Raw genomic sequence first — 20,760 nt, forward strand, 5'->3', positions numbered from 1 at the left:
TCGAGAATGAAATCCATCAAACCCGGTATCGGGCTGCTGTGCGTTATTGCGCTGTATTATCTGCTGCCGCTGTCGTTTCGAGGCCTGTGGCAGCCGGATGAAACCCGTTATGCTGAAATAAGCCGCGAAATGCTGGCGAGCGGCGATTGGATTGTCCCCCATTTCCTGGGGCTGCGTTATTTTGAAAAACCGTCCGTCGGCTACTGGATTAATAATCTCAGCCAGTGGGCGTTTGGCCACACCAATTTTGCCGTGCATTTTGGTTCCGCATTCTCGATTGCCCTGACGGCGCTCATGGTGTACTGGCTGGCGCTGCGGTTATGGCAGGACCGGTGGCTTGGTCTGACGGCGGCGGCGATCTACAGCTCCTGCCTGTTGGTTTATAGCATCGGGACCTATGCGGTGCTCGACCCGATGATAGCCCTATGGCTGGCGGCCGCCATGTGCGCTTTCTGGCAGGCGGTACAGGCGCCCCGCGGCTGGCGTAAGGGGCTGGGTCATCTGGCGCTGGGCATCGCCTGCGGGCTAGGGTTTATGACCAAAGGCTTTCTGGCGCTGGCGGTACCGGTGCTCAGCGTTCTGCCGTGGGTCATCGCGCAAAAACGCTGGAAAGAGGTGTTTATGTACGGGCCGCTGGCGCTACTCGGCGCCGTGGCGACAAGTCTGCCGTGGGTTATCGCCATCGCGCGGCGCGAGCCGGATTTCTGGCATTATTTTATCTGGGTCGAGCATGTTCAGCGCTTCGCGGAAGATAATGCCCAACATAAAGCCCCTTTCTGGTATTACCTGCCGGTGCTGCTGTCGGGGACGTTGCCCTGGCTGGGGCTGCTGCCCGGTGCGCTGGGTCGCGCCTGGCGTGAACGTCAAACGCAGAGCGGGGCGTTCTATCTGCTGGGCTGGGTCGTCATGCCGCTGCTGTTTTTTAGCCTGTCGAAAGGCAAGCTGACGACCTATATTCTTCCCTGCTTCGCGCCGCTGGCACTGCTGATGGCGCGCTATGCGGCGACGTGCAGCGGGCGGGCGCTAAAGGTTAACGGCGTCCTGAATCTGCTGTTCGGGCTGTTGTGCGTCATCACGGTAGCCGGCGTATTGGCTCCCTGGGGTCTGGCAAAGCATCCGCTCTTTGCGCAGGATGAAGGCCACAAAGTGCTGCTGGGGGTGCTCGGTTTCCTGGTCTGGGCGGCGGTGGGCGGGCTGACCCTGCGCGCGCCCACCGCACGCTGGCGCTGGGCGGCGCTGTGTCCGCTGGGGATTGCGCTGCTGGTAGGGCAGGCGATACCACAGCGGGTGATCGACGCTAAGCAGCCGCTGTCATTTATCCAAACCGTGCGGCCGCAGCTGGAAAACAGCCGCTTTATTTTCGCCAATAGCGTTGGCGTGGCGGCAGGGCTTGCCTGGGAGCTGCAACGTAGCGATATCTCGTTATTTGAACGCCAGGGAGAGCTGGCCTACGGTTTGGGCTATCCCGACGCCGCCGACCGCTTCATTCGCGAAGAGGATTTTCCCGTCTGGCTCAATGAGCGTTGCAAAGAGGGCTCGGTGGCGCTGGTGCTGCTGCTTCCTGACGGCGAGACGCAACTTAGCCATCTGCCGCGTGCGGATGAGACCTACCGGCGCGGCCGGCTGGTGCTATTAGCGTACCATCAGCGTCGGCCATGATGTATTTGCTGATTTTCCTCGTGAGTCTGCTCAGCTGCGCCGGGCAATTGTGTCAGAAACACGCCGCAGGTACCTCAGCCGATGCCGGCGAGATGCGCCATCGGGTGCGCTGGCTGGCAATCAGTCTGTTGCTGCTGGGCGGCGCCATGCTGGTGTGGCTCTGGGTCCTGCAGCGGGTTCCGGTCGGCATCGCTTATCCGATGTTTAGCCTCAATTTTGTGCTGGTGACGCTGGCCGCCCGTTGGCTGTGGCGAGAGCCGGTGTCGTTACGCCACGGCTGCGGCCTGCTGCTGATAGTCGCAGGCGTGATGTGCATGGGGGTGAATTTGTGATGGGTTACGGCTGGGCGTTGTTCAGCGTGGCGTTGGTCAGCGCCGCACAGCTGCTGTTGAAATGGGCAATGATGCATTTGCCGCCGCTTAACGCCCTCCGACTGTGGCTGGACCCGGCTAACGCGGGGACCATCGTTTTGTTGGCGGGGGGCTTGCTGGCCTATGTCTGTTCCATAGCATGCTGGTTTATGGCGCTGCGCCGTTTGCCGCTGAATAAAGCCTATCCGCTGCTCAGCCTGAGTTATGTCCTGGTGGCCGCTTGCGCGCTGATGATCCCTGAATTTAATGAGCGGTTTACGTTTTCGCGCCTGATGGGCGTGGCGCTAATTTGCGGCGGCCTGCTGTTGATTTGCCTGCCCGCTGGCGGCAAGGGCGACATGCCGCGCCGCTGAGGCTGCCAACGGCGGTAAGGTTGACCGCCGCGTTGCTGAGATTGCCAACGGCGGCAAGAACGACACGTTGCGCCGCTGGGCTGTCAATGAAGAGCAAGAGCTGCCCGCCGCGCTCTGGCGATTATCGGCGTGGTCCTAATGTTGCCTTCAGGTCATTGTGGCACAATAAGCTACTGCGACACATGGCGTTCTGTGCCGGCGCCAGCCCGCGACGTTTACTAGCGAACGCCGCGCGACACGGGGCAGGGCCCGGCATCCGCCCGACTAATGACGTTCACCGAGCGGCGCTTTCCCCCGCTTTTACTTACTATGGATGCATGCTATGACCACATTCTCGCCGGCTCTGGAACAGCTTAACGTTTATTTGTTTCAGTTAATCAATGCCCCCGCCGCAGTGAGCGCCGGCATGCTGCGGGTGGGAACGTTTTTCGCCAGCGACGCCGTGGCGTTGTTTCCACTGGTGTTGCTGTTCAATTGGTTTTGGCGCGGAGAAGAGCAAAAAAAAGCCGTGCTTTACGCCACGCTCAGTATGCTATTGGCGCTGGCTGTCAATATTGCGCTGGGTATGATATGGCAACACCCGCGGCCGTTTATGATCCCCGTCGGGCAGCATTTCCTTTATCACGCGGCCAATAATTCTTTCCCCAGCGATCACATGTCGCTGGCCTGCGCCATAAGCTTTAGCTTGATAGCCCGCGGTACCCTGCGTCGGCAGGGGCTGGCGCTATTCGCCCTCAGCGTGATGGTCGCCTGGGCCAGGGTGTATATGGGCGTTCATTTTCCGCTCGATATGATGGCATCGCTCGGGGTTGCGCTGGTGAGCGCGGCGTTAAGCCTGCGTTGTGCCAGAGCGGTGAATACCGTTTATGCGTATGTTTATCCGCTTTATCATGCCCTGTTCGCCGCGGGTATACGCAAAGGGATGATGAAATAATCAACGTTCCGCGCCAGGGTATTACTTCCTGGGAGGCTGTAAATTGTGCCGATTATTCGGCTAGCCTGGCGCCGCACCCGCACCTTCATCTACACTTGCATCTGCCTCTGCATCCGCATTCGCACCCGGATCGCCACACCCGCTACGCGGCGGCGGCGATTAGGGCAAACGGCCGGTCAAACGCCGATGGAAATCACCGCTGCGCGCGTCAAGACCGGTAATGGTCACCTCGGCGCCGTGGGCCTGATATTTAGTGACAATGGCGTCCAGCGCCGCCACGCTCGAGGCGCCCCAGATTTGCGCGTGGGTCAAATCGATGATCACTTTTGTCGGATCCAGACCGTAGGCAAAGCGCTCGACCAAATCATTGCTGCTGCCGAAAAATATCGGGCCGTGCACTCGATACTGTACCGTGCTGCCATCGGCGGCCAGTTCGCGCTCGGCGTTGATCACATGCGCGACGCGGCGGGCGAACAGCATGATGGCCAGCACCACCCCTCACATCACGCCGACAGCCAGATTGCCGGTCCAGACGGTCGCCGCGACAGTTACCCCCATCACCAGCGTTTCCGAAAAAGGCATGTGACGGAGCGTGGCGGGACTGACGCTGTGCCAATTAATGGTTTTTAACGACACAATCATCATCACCGCCGCCAGTACCACCATCGGGATCCGCGCCATCACGCTGCTCAATGCGGTCACCAGCAACAACAGCATCAGCGCCGCCGCGAGCGTGGAAAGACGGGTGCGCGCTTGCCCTAACTGAACGTTGACGATGGTCTGACCAATCATCGCACAGCCGGCGATGCCGCCATAAAAACCGGCGCAGATATTGGCCACGCCCAGCGCCCAGGACTCGCGACGCTTACTGGAATGGCTATCGGTCAGATCGTCAACCAACTTGGCCGTCAGCAGCGATTCCAGCAGACCGACAAACGCCACGCTGAGCGCCGTGGGCCAGATAATGCGCAGGGTCTCGGTGTTAAAAGGAACACGCCATTCGGTGAGGCCCGGTAGTCCGGCCATCATTGGCCCGGCGTCGCCAACCGTGGGTACCGACCAGCCGCCATAGACCGCAATGACGGTCACAACGACAATCGCCAACAGCGAAGACGGCAGGACAGACGTCAAGCGCGGCCAGCCGAGCACAATCACCACCGCCAGCGCAAACAGCAGCCAGACGTGCCGGTCGTGATGCAGCAGATGCGGCACCTGGGCGAAAAATATCAGAATACCCAGCGCATTGACGAACCCCACCATGACCGAGCGCGGAATATAACGCATCATGCGCGCCAGACCCGCGACACCAAACAGGATTTGCACGACGCCGGCCAGTAATACGGTCGGCAAGATATAGGCCACGCCGTGGACATGTACCATCGGGCCGATAACCAGCGCCACCGAACCGGCTGCTGCGGTGACCATGGCGCGACGCCCACCAAGCAGCGAGGTCACCAAGCTCAGCACAATTGACGAAAGTAGACTGACTTTGGGGTCGACGCCGGCGATGACAGAAAAGGAAATGACCTCCGGGACCAGCGCCAGCGCGGTTACAATACCCGCCAGACATTCACGCGCCACCCGTCGGGGAGCGCCGGGCGCGGCGGGGTGAGAAACAGGGGAAATAGGCGTCTTTGCCATGTAAGTCAGTTAACCAGGGAGATGAGGAAATCATGATGACCGGGATCCGCTACCAGCGGACGCTCCAGAACCGCTTATCGGCACGCGTCCGCGCCTTGGCGCCCGGGCAGTCACGCCAGGGAAAGAGTGTAAACGACTTTGCGCCAAGATGCTTCATTCGCGATCTACCATTAGGTGTGTTCAGAAATAACGGCGAAGGATGTCGGGCAGCGCGTCGAGACCATCAAGGGTGATGTCAGGCGTCACGCTTTCCCCGCTATGCAGTAGCGCCCAGGGACCGCGGCGTAGAAATACCGCCCGCATCCCTGCCAGTTGAGCGGGCCGCACATCATTGTCCAGCCGATCGCCTACGTAGGCTATCTCTGCCGGTAATAGGTCCGGCGCCGCCGCAAGGATTTGCTGGAAAAAGCGTGGATCGGGTTTTTCCACCCCCCATGATGCCGAAGACCCTATTATGTCCGCCGGCACGCCTGCCCGGCGCAGCGCCTGTTCCACCGCCTGGGGTTGATTACCCGCAACCCCGACCCGTATGCCGGCCTGGCGCAGGCGCGCCAGACAGGGTATGGCGTCCGGATACAAATCCGCCGCGGTCAGGCGGTAAGTGTCACCGGCCTGTTTGCGCTGCTGCTGCAGCTGCTGGAAATCACAATCGGGCCGCACCAGGCGGAATACCTGGCGGTGATGTTCCCCCCGGGCAATGACGGTGCCCAGCGCGGCGAAGAAGGTCAAACGGGAAAGCCCCAGATAATCGGCCCACAGAGCCCATTCCCGAATTTCGTCGACCAGGGTTTCGCCCACGTCAAAAAATACCGCTTTGATTGCCATAGATTCGCTTCATTACCGGCGGCGACGCGCATGAAGTTGCCTATCATGCCACGCGCAGGCGCAAGTGCAACGCCGCGGCAAGGGCACATTGCCGTGGTCGTGGCACTGCGCCCTTCAAAACGGCAGGTCTTTGCCGGCGTGGCTAATGATTTGTCGCCGGGAGCTTTCCCCCGCGACATCGCGATGAAAAACAACTATCGCGACGGCGCGATTATTTCTTCCGAATGCGCGAGTGTTACCCGTGACCAGGGCAGGTTTTTCGCATTGGTAAATAGCCGCTATAGGGGCGCAAATAGGTGGGTAAGAGAGAAAATCCTCAGTAATTACGTGGTATTTCCGCTGCACAATATAGGCCGCGAGCGGGGGTAGCACGCAAAACCACTTCATTAGCCGGCAAGGAAATTATCGCTAACAATAAATTTCATAATTAGTGAATTAATAATAAGAATGCTTGCAAAATATATTCATAAAGATAATCATTATTATCCGCATTCAAGCCGGATTTGCCAGGGAATGCCTCTATCACCCGGTCGCAGGGGCATAAAACGCGCCGCACGGGTGCTGTACGGTTTAAGAAAGAGATAATGTGAATGACTAACGCTTTCAAGATCAAAACATCTGCGCTCATGTGCTTCATGGCGTTAACCCTGCCGCTGATGGCGGGGGCGGAAGAAACCATTGTGGTGACCGCCCAACAGGACGCTGGCGCAGACGCCCCCACCTCAGGATATACCGCCAAGACCAGCACTGGTGCGACCAAAACCGATAAGCCGCTTATCACCACCGGGCAATCCATTTCCGTCATTACCCGTCAGCAAATAGACGATCAGGGCGCGATGGATTTAAATCAGGTGCTGAATTATACCCCCGGGGTTTTCACCAATTTCGCCGGGGCGGCGACGCGTTTTGATACCATTTCGCTGCGCGGTTTCCACGGTGGTGATGTGGATAATACCTTCCTGGACGGTTTGCGCGTTATGAGCGACAGCGGTAGCCATAATAACCTGCAGGTCGATCCCTGGTTTCTTGAACGCGTGGATGTCATTAAAGGGCCTTCTTCCGCGCTTTATGGTCAGACCGTGCCGGGCGGCCTGGTCAATATGACGACGAAACGCCCGCAATTCACCGAAGAAGGGCATTTCCTGCTGTATGGCGGCTCGCAAAATACTAAAGGCGGTGCTTTTGATTATACCAACGCGATAAATGATCAATAAGCATTTCGCATTACCGGCATGACCCGCAGCAGCGATACCCAATACGATCATACCCGCGAGGAACGCTATGCCATTTCTCCCTCGCTGCTTTGGCAACCCAATGAAAATACCAGCCTGCTGCTGAAAGCCTATTGGCAAAAAGATCCCTCGGTAGGCTATCACAGCGCGGTGCCGTCCGACGGCAGTTTAAACGAACGCCACGGTTCCCGCTTGAGCCGCAGCTTTTATGACGGTGAAAGCGATTTGGATCAATACAAGCGTCGGGAGCAGATTTACAGTTATGACTTCGCGCATGTCATTAACGATACCTGGTCGGTCCATTCCACCGGCAGCTATACGCACTCCAATGTTGCAATCGATCAGGTGTACCAGGGCGGCTGGGTAGGGGATAGCGATCTATTGGCCCGCTATTATACCGGGGAACGCTCCTCGCTGGATGCGTTTGCGATGTATAACCGGGTGCAGGCGGATTTTACCACCGGGGCCGTGGATCATAAGGTAGTACTCGGCGCGGAATATCATCAATATAAAAACGATTTGTTGGACGGCGGCGCCTACGGCACCTATTTGAATGCCGCAACGGGCGCCTCGGCGGGCAGTGCGCTGTTCCAGGATCCCGCCTTGACAATTCCAGGCTATTACAACGACAACAACAATACTCGCCGCTATTACCAAAGCGGTGTTTATCTGCAAGATGAGATGGTCATGAGTCAATGGCACCTGGATGTATCGGGGCGTTACGATCGTATTGTCTCCAAGCAGGTAGGCCACAGCTATGACACCGCTGTGCGCCGTTCCGACGATCATGTTAGCGGTCGTGCTTCGCTTTTGTACGCCTTTGCTAACGGTGTTTCGCCTTATATCAGCTACAGTCAGGCCATTACGCCGACATCGCTGACCGGCGCCGACGGTAATTTGCTTAAACCGACCACCTCAGAGCAGTATGAAGCCGGCCTGAAATATCAACCGGTGGGCAGCTATGATCTGTATACCATCGCGGTGTATGATTTGATGCAAAAAGATGTCGCCAATCGCGATATCATCACCGCCACCTATACGCCGTCGGGTAAAGTCCATTCCCAAGGGATTGAACTTGAAGCCCATAACCAGATTACCTCTCGCCTGAGCACCCTTGCCGGCTATTCTCTCAATCACGTTCGCTTTAAAGACTCTGTTGACGGCAATGATGGCCATACCCCTTATGTCACTCCCAATCAAACGGCCTCCTTCTGGGGTCATTACCGTTTTGACTATGGTATCAGCGTGGGCGCCGGGGGGCGTTATATCGGCAAACAATGGGCGGATAACGAAAACACCCTGCGCGTGCCGTCCGTGACGCTCCTGGATGCGTCGGTACGCGCCGATTTGGGCGCATGGGATAGCCGCCTGAAAGGCGCGTATGTTCAGGTGAATGCCAATAACCTCACCGATCGAGACTATGTCGCAGCCTGTTATGGCACCGGTTACTGTTATTGGGGGGCAGAGCGTTCAGTATTGGCAACGGTCGGTTATGACTTTTAACCCGGCGTAAGAGGTGAACGACTCTGCTTGAATGACCGCCCTGGCGGTCAGGGCGGCCGATGGCGGCAACCGTTAATCGGCTGCCGTTGCCATCCACTGGCGGGCTAACGCCCGATAGCTGCCGTCTGCCTGGCGCAAATGCAGCCATTGATCGACATACATTTTCCAAACCATATCGTCTCGCGGCAGCATATAGGCTTTTTCACCGTATTGCAGCGGCGCATGGGGACGTACGGCGCATAACCACGGGTAGCGTTGCTGTTGAAATAACGCTTCCTGCACGTCGGTGATCATCACATCCGCCTTATGGTCAACCAATTGCTGAAAAATGGCCACATTATCATGGCTCAGGATTAGCGTGGCCCGCGGCAATTGTTTACGCACTACTGCTTCATTGGTGCCGCCCGCCGGGGCAATGACCCGTACCGCCGGTCGGTCCATCTGCACTAGACTGTGCAACCGTTGCTGTTCTGCACAGCGCACCAGCGGTATTTTGCCCTCGACACTCACCACCCGCGTAAAACCGGCCTGCTTTTGCCGATCAAGCGTAACGGATACACCGCCCCCGGCGATATCGCAGGATTGCTGGTGAAAATCCTTCATCAGAGTTTTCCAAGTGGTGGGCACCCATTGGATGCTGGCCGGCAGACTATCGGCCAACGATTGGACCATGGCGATATCGATTCCCTCATAGCGCCCATCGCCGCGTAAAAAGCTATAGGGCCGATAATCGCCCGTGGTACAGACCCGTAATACCCCCTGCTGCATATGTGGTCAAGGCGCGATTGCGCCCAAACGACGCCGCTTAGGCTCAGCAAAACACAAGCGCGTAGCGCGTTAATCATGATGCGATCTCCCTATCGTCACTGAGCGGCCAACAATGGCCGCCGGTAAACGAATTATGCCGCGATTTGCTCTGGGAAAGGACGGGTGTTGCTCAATAACTTATCCCCTTAACACGTGTCGTCACCGTCGTATCTGACAGTTGTGGCCGCGGCGTATTAACACTCGCTGGGCTTACAGAAACGAAGAAAAATGTGATTTGGTTAACCAAATTCGGCGTTTAGGTTGATATCTTCTGCTTTTTGGCACACGTTATAGACCGAATTGGCCGTTGGTGACACTGATAACTCTATTTTGGTCAACCAATTGGCGCTTAACGCTCAGTGTCGGCCCTGCGCGGCATGAAGATCGCATATTGATGAGGTAGAAAATGAAACAGACCTGGCGCTGGTATGGTCCTAACGATCCGGTTTCACTGGCGGATGCACGACAAGCCGGAGCCACCGGTATCGTTACCGCATTACATCAGATCCCGAATGGTGAGGTGTGGACGGTTGAGGACATCCAGCAGCGCAAAACGATAGTCGAGGCGGCGGGGCTTACGTGGTCGGTGGTGGAAAGTGTCACGATTCACGAAGATATCAAAACCCACAGCGGCCATTATGACCAGTGGATCCACAATTATCAGCAAACGCTGAGAAATTTGGCGCCATGCGGCATCCGAACGGTGTGTTACAACTTCATGCCGATTCTCGATTGGACCCGCACTGATCTGGAATATGAGTTACCGGATGGCGCCAAAGCCCTGCGGTTCGATCAAGTAGCTTTCGCCGTTTTTGAGTTGCATATCCTGCAGCGAGCCGGCGCCAGGGCGGATTACAGCGCCTAGGAAGTGCAACAGGCGGCGCAGCGCTTTGCTGAGATGGACGAAGAGGAGAAAACGCGCCTTGCCCGCAATATCATCGCCGGCTTACCGGGTGCCGAAGAGGGCTATACGCTGGACCAATTCCGCGCTCAGCTGGCGCGCTATGAAGGCATCGATCACGACATATTGCGTGAGAACTTCGCCTATTTTTCCTGCGTGCCATTATTCCGGTCGCGGAGGAAGTGGGCGTCAGAATGGCGGTACATCCCGATGATCCGCCGCGGCCTATTCTGGGGCTGCCGCGTATTGTTTCCACCGCTGACGATATGCAATGGATGGTGGACACTGTTAAGAGCATGGCTAACGGCTTTACCTTCTGCACCGGCTCCTACGGTGTGCGCGCCGACAACGATTTGGTGGCAATGGTCGAGCGGTTCGGGCCGCGAATATATTTTTCCCACCTGCGTTCGACCCAACGCGAAAGCAATCCACGCAGTTTCCATGAAGCCGCACATTTGGCGGGGGATGTGGACATGTTCGCAGTCATTAAGGCCATCGCAGACGAAGAACATCGGCGTAAGAACGCCGGCAACGAAGACGCCATCCCGATGCGTCCCGATCACGGACACCAGATGCTCGACGATCTGACCAAGAAAACCAATACGGGGTATTCCGCTATTGGCCGGTTAAAAGGTCTGGCGGAAATACGCGGCGTCGAACTGACCATCCAGCGCGTCTATTTCACTCATCACTGAACCGCTTTGGCACGATAGAACCGTGCCGTTTGCTAAAGATCCCTTCGGCTTATCGCCCGGTCATGTTGTCGGCGGGCCGAGGGGTAGGAGGCTTTCATGGAAACAACTATTGCCACCGGCACGCTGATCGTTGCCCGGCCCGCCTGGAACACCTCACGTCTAACGGCGCGGATGGTGCATTTAGGCTGCGGCGCCTTTCATCGCGCCCATCAAGCGCTGTTCACCCATCATCTGTTGGAAACGACGGCATCGGACTGGGGGTATTGCGAAGTCAACCTGATGCCCGGTAACGATCGGCTTTTGATTGATGCCCTACGCAAACAACACTTTCTCTACACCGTTGCGGAAAAGGGCGCTGAGGCCACCGAACTGAAGATTATCGGTTCAATGAAAGAGGCGCTGCATCCCGAACTTGATGGCTGCCGCGCCATTCTGGAGGCCATGGTTCGCCCGGAAACGGCTATCGTATCGCTGACCGTGACCGAAAAAGGGTATTGCGCCGAAGCGGCCAGCGGTGAACTCGATCTGGCAAATACGCTGATTAAACATGACCTGGCCACGCCGAGTGAACCACGTTCCGCCATCGGCTATATTGTCGAAGCGCTGCGCCTGCGCCGGCAACAGGGCCTGCTGCCCTTTACCGTGATGTCCTGCGACAATCTGCGCGAAAATGGTCATGTGGCGCGGGTCGCCGTTTTGGGACTTGACCGGGCGCGCGACGCCGGCCTCGCCGACTGGATAGCGAATGAGGTGACATTCCACTGTACGATGGTTGACCGCATTGTTCCCGCCGCGACCCCGGAAGTGTTAGACGAGATTGCCGGCGGCCTCGGGGTTTACGATCCCTGCGCTATCGCCTGCGAACCTTTTCGCCAGTAGGTCATCGAAGATAACTTCGTCAACGGCCGCCCCGATTGGGACCGCGTCGGCGCGCAATTTGTGGATGATGTGGTTCCCTTTGAAATGATGAAACTACGCATGCTGAACGGTAGCCACTCCTTCCTGGCCTATTTGGGGTATTTGGGGGGATGTGACACCATCGCCGATACCATGACCCATGCCCCCTATCGTCAGGCGGCCTTAGCGTTGATGATGCAGGAACAGGCGCCGAGCTTGTCCATGCCCGTCGGCACGGATTTTGCGGCCTACGCCAAACTATTAATTGAATGATTCACTAACCCCTAGCTGCGTCATCGAACCTGGCAAATCGCCATGGATGGCAGACAGAAACTGCCGCAGCGCATGCTGGATCCTATCCGTCAGCACCTGGCGCAGGGAACGGATTATCGCCATTTGGCGCTGGGTGTGGCGGGGTGGATGCGCTATATCCTGGCAAAGGATGAGCAGGGCGACACTATCGAGGTGGTAGATCCTCTAAGCAGTACGTTCCAGGCCGTTAACCGGCAATATCCCAGCGGTCCGGCGCGCGTGCAAGCGCTGCTCGGCATCCGCAGTATTTTTGATGATGATTTGCCGGCGAATGCGCAATTTGTTGCGGTGGTCACCGAGGCCTATGAGCGGCTTTGCCGGTTGGGGTCCAGGGCCGCGGTGGCAGCGCTGAGCCGATAGCCGCCTGCGCGCGCCGTATGTTGTGCGGCGCGCGGCAGTGCCGACAGACAGGTATTTACCTCTACGCTTGCCTGTCTGGCCGCGAGCGGGCTAAATGCGTTACAGCACAGCACATCAGCGAGCGACAGTGGCAGAATTTTTGCCCGCTAAGGGCCGCGTAGGATTATGCCGCCATACTTGCGTCGTCTGGTCAACCAAATTGACAAGAGGGCGCCCAAAATGGCATCGCGGCTGAAAATATGCCATTATAACGACAGGGCCAATGGCCGGCGCTATGGCGGTATCTGGCTATTGCCGCCGCGCCTTTCTTAGTCAGAGATGTTAACCGACAGTGACAAAGCCACTATGAAATCGAGTCTCATACAACAGCGTCCTTATCAGGAAGTAGGCGGTATTCTGCGTGACATGATTGCGCAAAAGCGTTATGTGCTCGGCGAACGTTTGCCCCCGGAGCGTGAAATTGCCGACATGCTGAACGTGAGTCGCACCCTGATTCGCGAAGCGCTCATTATGCTGGAGCTGGAAGGGCTGATTGAGGTCCGACGCGGCGCGGGCATTTTTGTCATCAGCACACCGGAAGCGCATCCGGGCGGTAAGGACAAAGACGCGCAAATCGTCTGTAATGACGCGGGTCCGTTTGAGCAACTGCAGGCGCGTCAACTGCTTGAAAGCAATATTGCCGAGTTCGCCGCCCTGCAGGGCCACCCGTGAGGACATCGTCAATATGCGTCAGGCGTTGTCGCTGGAGGAAGAAGAGCTGGCCTCAGATTCTCCCAACGGCCCGGAAAATGGCGATATGCATTTTCATCTGGCGGTGGCCGCCGCAACCCATAACAGTATGTTGGTGGAACTGTTTAAGCAGAGCTGGGAGTGGCGCGAAAATAATCCCATGTGGATCCAGCTGCATCGCCATTTGGCGAATACCCGCTATCGTAAAGAATGGCTGCATGACCATAAACAGATCCTGGCGGCGCTGATTAAAAAAGATCCGCGCGGTGCTAAGTTCGCCATGTGGCAACACCTGGAAAACGTCAAACTGCGCTTGCTTGAATTCTCCGATGTTGATGATATCTACTTTGATGGTTATCTGTTTGAATCCTGGCCTTTAAGCCACAGCGAGTAAACCCTCGGCAAGCGGGTCGGCGTACAAACCCTCGCGGCCCGTTTTTTCTCTTTCATGCGGCCGCTTGCTAAATAATGCTCAACCGGCAAGACTGACTCTGACTGATCTTGCCCCGCCATCTCCGTACAGCTTTTGTATCTTAAGTTAACGAAGCCCGCTGCCGCCGGTATTCTCTCGGAGAGTGATATAGTCTTCCTTCATCGTCTTCACGAACCGTTCGGCCATGCCATTGCTCTGCGGGCTGCTCACCGCTGTTGTGCAGGGCTCCAGATCCAGTTCTCTGGCGAACCTCTGCGTTTCATGCGCGGTATACGCTGAACCGTTGTCCGTCAACCACTGCACCGCTGTATCGGGTAACCTGTCGCCGAAGCGCTTTTCTACCGACCTCAGCATCACATCCTGCACGGTCGAACTGTCGTAGCCTACAGTGCTCGCAGACCAGTCTATGGCCTCTCTGTCGCAGCAGTCCAGTGCGAACGTGACCCGCAGTTTTTCACCGTTGTCGCAGCCGAACTCGAAGCCATCTGAACACCAGCGCATATCGCTTTCTGCCACCGCGATCCTGCCCTTATGCTCACGCCTCGGCCGCTCTGGTTTTCAATGTAATAACAGCAGGTTATGCTCACACATGATCCTGTAAAGTCGTTTCGCATTTACCGGCGTCAGTCCCTCTGCGCGACGTTGTTTACGCAGGATGCCCCACACCCGCCGATAGCCGTAGCTGGGCATATCGCTGATGATGTCGAGGATGTCCGACAGTATTTCAGCGTCTGCTTCGTCATTACGCCGGTTACAGCGCCTGTCCTGCCAGTCGGCAGAACGCTTAATCCGCAGTGACAGCGGCGCACGCGACCCGCTCATGGCGCGGCTGACCTGTGCTATTCCCCGGCCTTTGGCAACAAGGGCGCGTGCGCTATCCATTTTCGTGACTGGCCGTACTCCACGGCTTCTTTTAGGATCTCAACCTCCATCGTCTTCTTACCCAGAAGGCGCTGGAGCTCCCGGACCTGCTTCAATGCAGCTGCAAGCTCAGAGGCAGGAACAACGTCCTCCCCGGCAGTGAGGCTGCCTTCCTGATATTGCTTTTTCCACTTAAACAGCAGGCTGGGCTGGATACCGTGCAGTCGTGCGAGATGGGAGACATTCATGCCGGGCTCCATCCTCTGCTGAATAATGGCCATTTTTTCCTGAGGAGTTTTACGTTTACGGACTTCTTGACCTAACGGGATCCCGGTCATATCAAAATTGGCGTTAGTGTTAGACATATATTCAAGCCTATCTCTTATCTGGAGATACAGCTACTGTCTGGTGTTTCAGGGGGATAAATCAGGCTAAATCACATGATACAAAGAAGCATCATTGCTATTGCTATTGCTATTGCTATAAGCATATATTAACCCCCTAAACTAAAATGAATATAAAACTTATCTTCTTCTGATTTTAAAACAACGTTATTATAAAAATCTCTAATGTCATTGATACGATCAGGATCTGGATAGTTCTTTATTTCTTCGCTATTTATTATTTTATTCAATGCGTTTTCTGCTTCTTTTTTACTTATTGTTTTACCTTCATTGCTACCTGAAAAATTATTATTATATTTTTCACAATGAAAACTTTTATAAAAAACAGCATCAACACAACCAAAAAAGAAAGATACTTTTTTATCTTTTTTCTTTCAATACTAAAATCGTGCGACATATGTATAACTCCTAATATTATTTATAATATCCAAAGTAAACCTTTGGGGTTTGATTTACCGCCTCCCCTTTGACAAGGGGAATAGGCGGAAGGGTAGATATTTTAACAACCCTCCAAGCGTAGCGCGTGGGGGTAATCCGAAGGATTGGGAGAGAATAGCGGATACGCTATTACTCCTTGCCTCAGTTTCCGAAAAACAAAAATATAAAGCTGAACTACACTTATATTTAAATAAATAACCGATCTAAAAAACCAGTCAATAGCGGATACATAAATAAATACACTGCACGTCTAATAAAATGCAAATAAAAGATGGGGTGAATAATATATTGTCTTTCTGGTAGCCTTGCGTAAAATTTGCAGCGGGGTCAAATCGTCAAGGGCTAAATCGTGGGGTCCCGCTTGCGGGTTCCGATTTAGTGCTTGATGACATAGGGGATGAAATAAAATTTATATAGGTGATGGTTCGCACTGCGAGCCATCGCCTTAGAAGACATGTTTTACATTCTTCTTCTGAATACAATATTGTCAGAAAAAATATCTTTGCCTACCATAAATCCAACAGCAAATATTAGCGGTAAGCTAATAGTAGCTCCTGCAATACCTGTTGACATGCCAATGAGAAAAGACAAGCCAAAAGCCAGCAGGATGATCACAGCAGCATACCAACCGGGAAATGTTCCATGCAGTACGGAAGCCTGTCACCCGTTGCATACGTGAACCCCACGCAGGCTTTCTTTCAGGCAAAAAGGACACTGGATTGTATTATTTTTCATAATTGTCTCCTTAGTTCGCCTTCCAGCCATTGCTTGTTTTGACAAGATTCATAGCACCATCAGCAGGTTCATTCATACCCTTGACGCTGGCGAACGCTTTTTTGTCAATCCAGCTCGGAACGTCAACAAGCTTCCACGTATAGGATACGCGAACAACCTTCTGGCCGCCGTTACCCGGCTCTGTCCATTCCTTAATCTCGTCTACAGCCCGACGACCTACACAGGCACCATCTTTTGTGCTCCAGACTTTAGCTTTTATTTCTTCGTCTGTTATTCCTAATACATTGAAGTCATAGTCTTTATCAAAAACCATCAGTCCTTGCTCAATAAAGCCATCAAGGATTACCGAATTTGTCCCTGTGCCAGTCGGGTCAAGTCGAGGTTTGGCAAGACGGACGGGGAAACTGGTATTGTTATCCCCCAGTGAGAAGCAATATCTGGCCTGCCCGATCTTGGCGTTTATAGCTTTCTCAAAGTCACCCTTTTCACCACAACCCGACAGCAGGGCAGCCGCATCCGCTACTAACATAATTTTACGCATACCTTTTTCCTCACGAATGACACAGATCTACGCTTGATCTGTAAACACCTTAGAATTCAATTAAATTGATTATGCGTCATATCGTTTGTACCGATCGAAAAGCACATAATGATAGTTACATACTATCACATGCGTTAAATTGATTGCTAAAACCAATTAATAACGCGTCTTTTGATTGCTAAAAACTATCAATGTATTTACATTGATCTTTTTTACCGATCATTTTTTATTAAGGATTCAGCTCTTGATGTTGGATAACAACGGCAAAGTTTTATGGTGGGTTATTTGGCGCGGGATATTTATAGTTATGGTTTACCTTTGCTAAATTAAGCTTGGCCCTATGGTTTTTTAGTTCTAGTCCTGCTTTATATTTTATTAGTGCTATAAAAACATAAGCTACCTATGTATTAAAAATATCGCTTAACTGTGTAATATTTTCAATCAAATAATACCTAATATCTGATATGGCTATTTCGTCACTTGACAAAATATATAAATGCATTATTGATTAAATAGACAAATAATAATGAGCGATGCTCTATGAATAGATAAATATAAAGCCCCTTTTTTATTCAATCGAGAAACCAATAAAAAGGAGCATTAACTTTAAGGACAACCCAATGTATTTAGAACAAGATATATATAATATAGATAGATTTAAAAGTCAAATTCAGAAATATGCTTTAAGTACAGATGATTTTAATGATGGCGTCTACCGAAACCCGAAGGAAAAGGCATTATTAAAAAAATACATAGGATTTAATAATAGGTCTTTTATTAATGGCTTGGTTTTCGATGTAGATCATGAGAGAGGTGCTATAGCGTGGGATCTGGCTGATTTGCCCCGTCCTAATACCATAATACAGAACACGAGAAACGGTCATGCGCATTTGCTCTATGCTTTGAAAAATCCGGTATTAAAAACAGATTCTGCAAGAATGAAACCACTAAAACTAACATCCATTGTTCAATGTGGTTTTACAGAAAGATTGGACGCTGATAGAGCCTATGCTGATATTTTAATGAAAAACCCAGCAAACGAAGCGGAGTGGCGTACAACATGGACGGATACCAAGGCATATGATTTAGATTATTTGGCTGAGTTTGTTCCTGAGACCATAACCTCTATAAATAAAAGGAAAAATCCGACTTATGGTTTAGGACGTAATGTTAATTTATTTGAAGATTTGATGATAATAGCGTATAGAGATGTTTTAAAATATAAAGTGAATAAAGGATATTATGATTTTTATAATGAGATGTTCTCAATGGTAGCCCTACTAAATAATCATAGCAACCCAGACAACCCTTTATCATATAATGAAGTAAAACAGATCTGCACCAGTATATGCAAGTGGACATGGAAAAATTTCTCAAAAGAACAGTTTTCTATTATTCAATCAATACGTGGTAAGAAATCAAAAAAACAAGTGAGAAAAAAGATTAGCAAAAGCACTGGAGATTTTATTATGATAATCAATGGCAAAAAGATAAAAGCAAAAGATCTAGCGAGAGCTGCAGGAGTATCACGTTCAACCGTTATTAAATACTACGGTATTACTCGTGAAAATTATGAAAGACAAGCAGATGAAAAACGCAGTCTTGCGTTTAATTTAAGATCATCAGGTTTGAAATGGAAAGAAGTAGCTGACAGTATGAATACAACCGAATATAGTGCGATTGCTTATTATAGAAGATATTTTTCATTTAGTATATTTTTCATATATAACCCTAAATGCTCGAAAACTTATTCTAAATACCATTCGCTATCAAGAGACTAACTTACCACTCTTCTGCTTGTATCTTTCTCTTTATAAAAAGAGCGTAATGCTTCCTGCGTTTCGTGATTACTTTTTTTTGTAAGTATTAAGTATGCTATAAAAAGGACCTTTATTATAGCATTCAAGCAACCAATCATTGTATAAATATTCTTTATGGCGTGAGTTCAACTCCTCACCGTCCGCAATGTTGAAGATTTTAGCTCTTGAGAAAGTAAAATCTGTGTTTACGCCATTTTTAGGACCCTTTATTGAACCCTTAACCAAAAATAAAATAATAATTACTCTAAAGATCAGTATATTATAAAGTAAACCACAGGGACGCCAGCGTACCAGAGTCTCCAATGAAGTCCTAAGAGCCCGCATGGCACAATCCCTGCGGGCTTTTTTGTCTCTGTCGTCTCCCGTAGCCTAGATCAGGAAGGCATCCTCCGCACCCGCCCCCTCCGAATACTGCCTATTTTCGCCCATAGGTAAGCCGGATGATTCACTCACCCCATCCACCGTTAACGATTAAAATCATTAAGCAATTTTTACTTTCACTACCCTAACACCCAAGCCAGACCGCTCTCTCATGTACATTGCCGCCTCGCAGGCTTTTATTTCGCCGCCACGAGCTTTGCACACTATCGGGTGGCTAGCCGACAGGTTAATGTTCGACAAACGCTTGGTTAAAGAGAGCGACCAGGCAATCCGTTTTATCTTGCGCCGCCATGGCCGTGTTTCAGTCTGGCGAGATCCACTGACGGCGGCCGGCCGAAGAGGCGTGAGTATTCCCTGCTGAACTGCGTATGGCTTTGATAGCCGACAGAAAGGGCAATTGTGGTGATATTTTCACGCCGGGAGACGAGCTTTTCCCGAGCTTCCATTAATCGAATACGTTTTTGGTACTGCACAGGGCTAAGCGCGGTGATGGCCCGAAAGTGACGATGAAACGCCGACACGCTCAGCGCGGCCATCTTGGCAAGCTCGTCAACCCGAACCGCTTGCATATAGTTTTGTTTTATCCAATTGATCACCGTATAAATACGGGACAAATGCGTGTCAGGGGTGGCAATATCCCGGAGCAACGCGCCAAGCGGGCCCTGAAGCACGCGAAACAGAATTTCTCGTTCGTACAGCGTCGCCAGCGCGGCGATGTCGTCCGGCTTACTCATCAGACGTAGCAACCTTATACAGGCATCCAATAATTCCGCTGTCACCGGCGCGACCGCAAAACCTGTGCCGTGCAGCGGCGCACTGCTAGAATCAGGCATATTGGCCAGCAGGTCCGCGATAATCTCCGGTTCAGGCGTCAGGATGACGGCGAGATACGGCGCACCGGTCTTGTCATCCGCCTGCACTTTACCGACCGCCGGTAAAGCCACCGACATGACAAAATAGGTGGCAGGATCGTATCGGTAGGTTCTGTTCCCCACCGTCATGCTTTTTGATCCGGCCAGGATGAGGTTAATCATCGGTTCATAAACCGCAGTCAGGCGGTGTTCGGGAATGTCTCCCTGCACCATCGCCACGCGCGGTAGTCCGGTTTCGGTGCGCTGATTGCCTGCGCCGGAGGCCAGCTGGCGGAGTTCATACCATTGTTTTTTCATGGACGATAAATAACATGCCCGTACGCCGGCAACAAGAGAAAAGCAGGATTAGGCAACCTTTAAACAGCATTGCACCAGCCACTTCCACAGGATTGGCGTAATCTTGGCTGTGTCAGATTTATCATCTGTTATTGCTTTATTGCTCAGCGCCGATGGCGGGGAAATTTATGCCCGGAGAGCAGAGGTCTCGGGCGGTTATTATCGGATACAGGAGTGCAGCATGCTGGATCATGTCTTTATTACCGTAAGCGATATGGAACGCGCACTCGCCTTTTATACCAGGGTGCTGCCCTTACTGGGCCTCGACCGTCGCCACGACTATGACGGTAAAGACGGCCCCGCAGGCCATCCCGACCTGAAAGGGTTTGGCGCTAACGGTAGGATAGTCTTCTGGCTTAGGCAAGGAACAGTGGCAACGGATTCGGTCCATATTGGCTTCGCGGCCAAATCGCAGGAGAGGGTTAACCAGGCGCATGCCGAAGCGCTATTGGCCGGCGCCAGTGAAATACATCCCCCGAGCCCGCAACTGCACTATGACCCACGCTATTACGCGGCTCAAGTCAGAGATCCTGATGGCTATAGCCTGGAATTTGTGTTTAAAAGCTGGCAACAGACAAAATAAACACGCAACACCAGCTGAAGGATGAGGCCAGTCAATGACCTTATGGCAATCAGGGTAACAGATGCCGCGCTGAGGCGGCCATTATCTGACAGCCGCTTACCGCTCCGCGGTTTCGCCAAGTCATTATCCTCGTTTAA

Annotated in this window: 10 protein-coding genes and 8 pseudogenes; 11 read left to right on the forward strand and 7 right to left on the reverse strand. The window is 52.8% G+C overall.

Features of this window, described 5'->3' with window-relative positions:
- Positions 1-6: 6 nt before the first annotated feature.
- From arnT to JZM24_RS06670, 4 genes are all read left to right on the forward strand, one after another.
- Positions 7-1,659, forward strand: a complete 1,653-nt coding sequence (gene arnT / locus JZM24_RS06655; RefSeq protein ID WP_215669106.1) for a lipid IV(A) 4-amino-4-deoxy-L-arabinosyltransferase — start codon at positions 7-9, stop codon at positions 1,657-1,659.
- Positions 1,656-1,991 (forward strand): 4-amino-4-deoxy-L-arabinose-phosphoundecaprenol flippase subunit ArnE, encoded by a 336-nt coding sequence (arnE, locus tag JZM24_RS06660; RefSeq protein WP_215669107.1) that lies wholly within the window; start codon positions 1,656-1,658, stop codon positions 1,989-1,991. The genes arnT and arnE overlap by 4 nt, the downstream gene beginning before the upstream one ends.
- Positions 1,991-2,383 (forward strand): 4-amino-4-deoxy-L-arabinose-phosphoundecaprenol flippase subunit ArnF, encoded by a 393-nt coding sequence (gene arnF, locus JZM24_RS06665; RefSeq protein WP_215670034.1) that lies wholly within the window; start codon positions 1,991-1,993, stop codon positions 2,381-2,383. Before arnE ends, arnF begins: the two co-directional genes overlap by 1 nt.
- 322 nt (positions 2,384-2,705) lie before the next feature.
- On the forward strand, positions 2,706-3,317 hold the full coding sequence (locus JZM24_RS06670; RefSeq protein WP_215669108.1) for an undecaprenyl-diphosphatase: 612 nt from the start codon (positions 2,706-2,708) through the stop codon (positions 3,315-3,317).
- A 159-nt stretch (positions 3,318-3,476) separates the two neighbouring features.
- On the opposite strand, the pseudogene JZM24_RS06675 reads toward JZM24_RS06670, so the two are convergent.
- Together JZM24_RS06675 and JZM24_RS06680 are read right to left on the reverse strand one after the other, a co-directional pair.
- Positions 3,477-4,958: pseudogene (locus JZM24_RS06675) on the reverse strand (SulP family inorganic anion transporter).
- 180 nt (positions 4,959-5,138) lie between these two features.
- A complete protein-coding gene (locus tag JZM24_RS06680; protein ID WP_215669109.1) occupies positions 5,139-5,783 on the reverse strand; it encodes an HAD family hydrolase in 645 nt (214 codons plus the stop codon).
- 30 nt (positions 5,784-5,813) lie between these two features.
- Here JZM24_RS06680 and JZM24_RS06685 point away from each other — a divergent pair, with 30 nt between their 5' ends.
- Both JZM24_RS06685 and JZM24_RS06690 read left to right on the forward strand, forming a co-directional pair.
- Positions 5,814-6,152: a hypothetical protein gene (locus tag JZM24_RS06685; protein ID WP_215669110.1), complete on the forward strand. Its 339-nt coding sequence runs from the start codon at positions 5,814-5,816 to the stop codon at positions 6,150-6,152.
- Positions 6,153-6,373: 221 nt separating this feature from the next.
- Positions 6,374-8,518 (forward strand): annotated as a pseudogene (locus JZM24_RS06690) (TonB-dependent siderophore receptor).
- A 72-nt stretch (positions 8,519-8,590) separates the two neighbouring features.
- Here the strand turns inward: JZM24_RS06690 and JZM24_RS06695 are convergent.
- A pseudogene (locus JZM24_RS06695) lies at positions 8,591-9,363 on the reverse strand (transporter substrate-binding domain-containing protein).
- Positions 9,364-9,731: 368 nt separating this feature from the next.
- On the opposite strand from JZM24_RS06695, the pseudogene uxuA reads away from it, so the two are divergent.
- The 3 pseudogenes from uxuA (at position 9,732) to uxuR (ending at position 13,613) form a co-directional block, all read left to right on the forward strand.
- Positions 9,732-10,921, forward strand: a pseudogene (gene uxuA / locus JZM24_RS06700) (mannonate dehydratase).
- A gap of 96 nt (positions 10,922-11,017) precedes the next feature.
- Positions 11,018-12,490, forward strand: a pseudogene (locus JZM24_RS06705) (fructuronate reductase).
- 345 nt (positions 12,491-12,835) lie between these two features.
- Positions 12,836-13,613, forward strand: a pseudogene (gene uxuR, locus JZM24_RS06710) (Uxu operon transcriptional regulator).
- 177 nt (positions 13,614-13,790) lie between these two features.
- Here the strand turns inward: uxuR and JZM24_RS06715 are convergent.
- The 3 genes and pseudogenes from JZM24_RS06715 to JZM24_RS06725 form a co-directional block, all read right to left on the reverse strand.
- A pseudogene (locus JZM24_RS06715) lies at positions 13,791-14,851 on the reverse strand (IS3 family transposase); the annotation flags it as partial.
- A gap of 963 nt (positions 14,852-15,814) precedes the next feature.
- A pseudogene (locus tag JZM24_RS06720) lies at positions 15,815-16,090 on the reverse strand (hypothetical protein).
- A gap of 10 nt (positions 16,091-16,100) precedes the next feature.
- Entirely contained in the window at positions 16,101-16,631 is a 531-nt protein-coding gene (locus JZM24_RS06725; RefSeq protein ID WP_215669111.1) for an SEN1982 family lipoprotein, read from the reverse strand.
- 620 nt (positions 16,632-17,251) lie between these two features.
- Between JZM24_RS06725 and JZM24_RS06730 the strand changes: the two genes are divergently transcribed.
- Entirely contained in the window at positions 17,252-18,412 is a 1,161-nt protein-coding gene (locus tag JZM24_RS06730; RefSeq protein ID WP_246579903.1) for a replication initiation protein, read from the forward strand.
- A 695-nt stretch (positions 18,413-19,107) separates the two neighbouring features.
- On the opposite strand, the gene JZM24_RS06740 is transcribed toward JZM24_RS06730, so the two are convergent.
- A complete protein-coding gene (locus JZM24_RS06740) occupies positions 19,108-20,001 on the reverse strand; it encodes an AraC family transcriptional regulator (protein ID WP_215669112.1) in 894 nt (297 codons plus the stop codon).
- Positions 20,002-20,221: 220 nt separating this feature from the next.
- Between JZM24_RS06740 and JZM24_RS06745 the strand changes: the two genes are divergently transcribed.
- Positions 20,222-20,623: a VOC family protein gene (locus tag JZM24_RS06745; RefSeq protein ID WP_215670035.1), complete on the forward strand. Its 402-nt coding sequence runs from the start codon at positions 20,222-20,224 to the stop codon at positions 20,621-20,623.
- Positions 20,624-20,760 lie beyond the last annotated feature (137 nt).

The organism is Candidatus Sodalis endolongispinus (assembly GCF_018777395.1).
GTDB lineage: Bacteria > Pseudomonadota > Gammaproteobacteria > Enterobacterales > Enterobacteriaceae > Sodalis_B > Sodalis_B endolongispinus.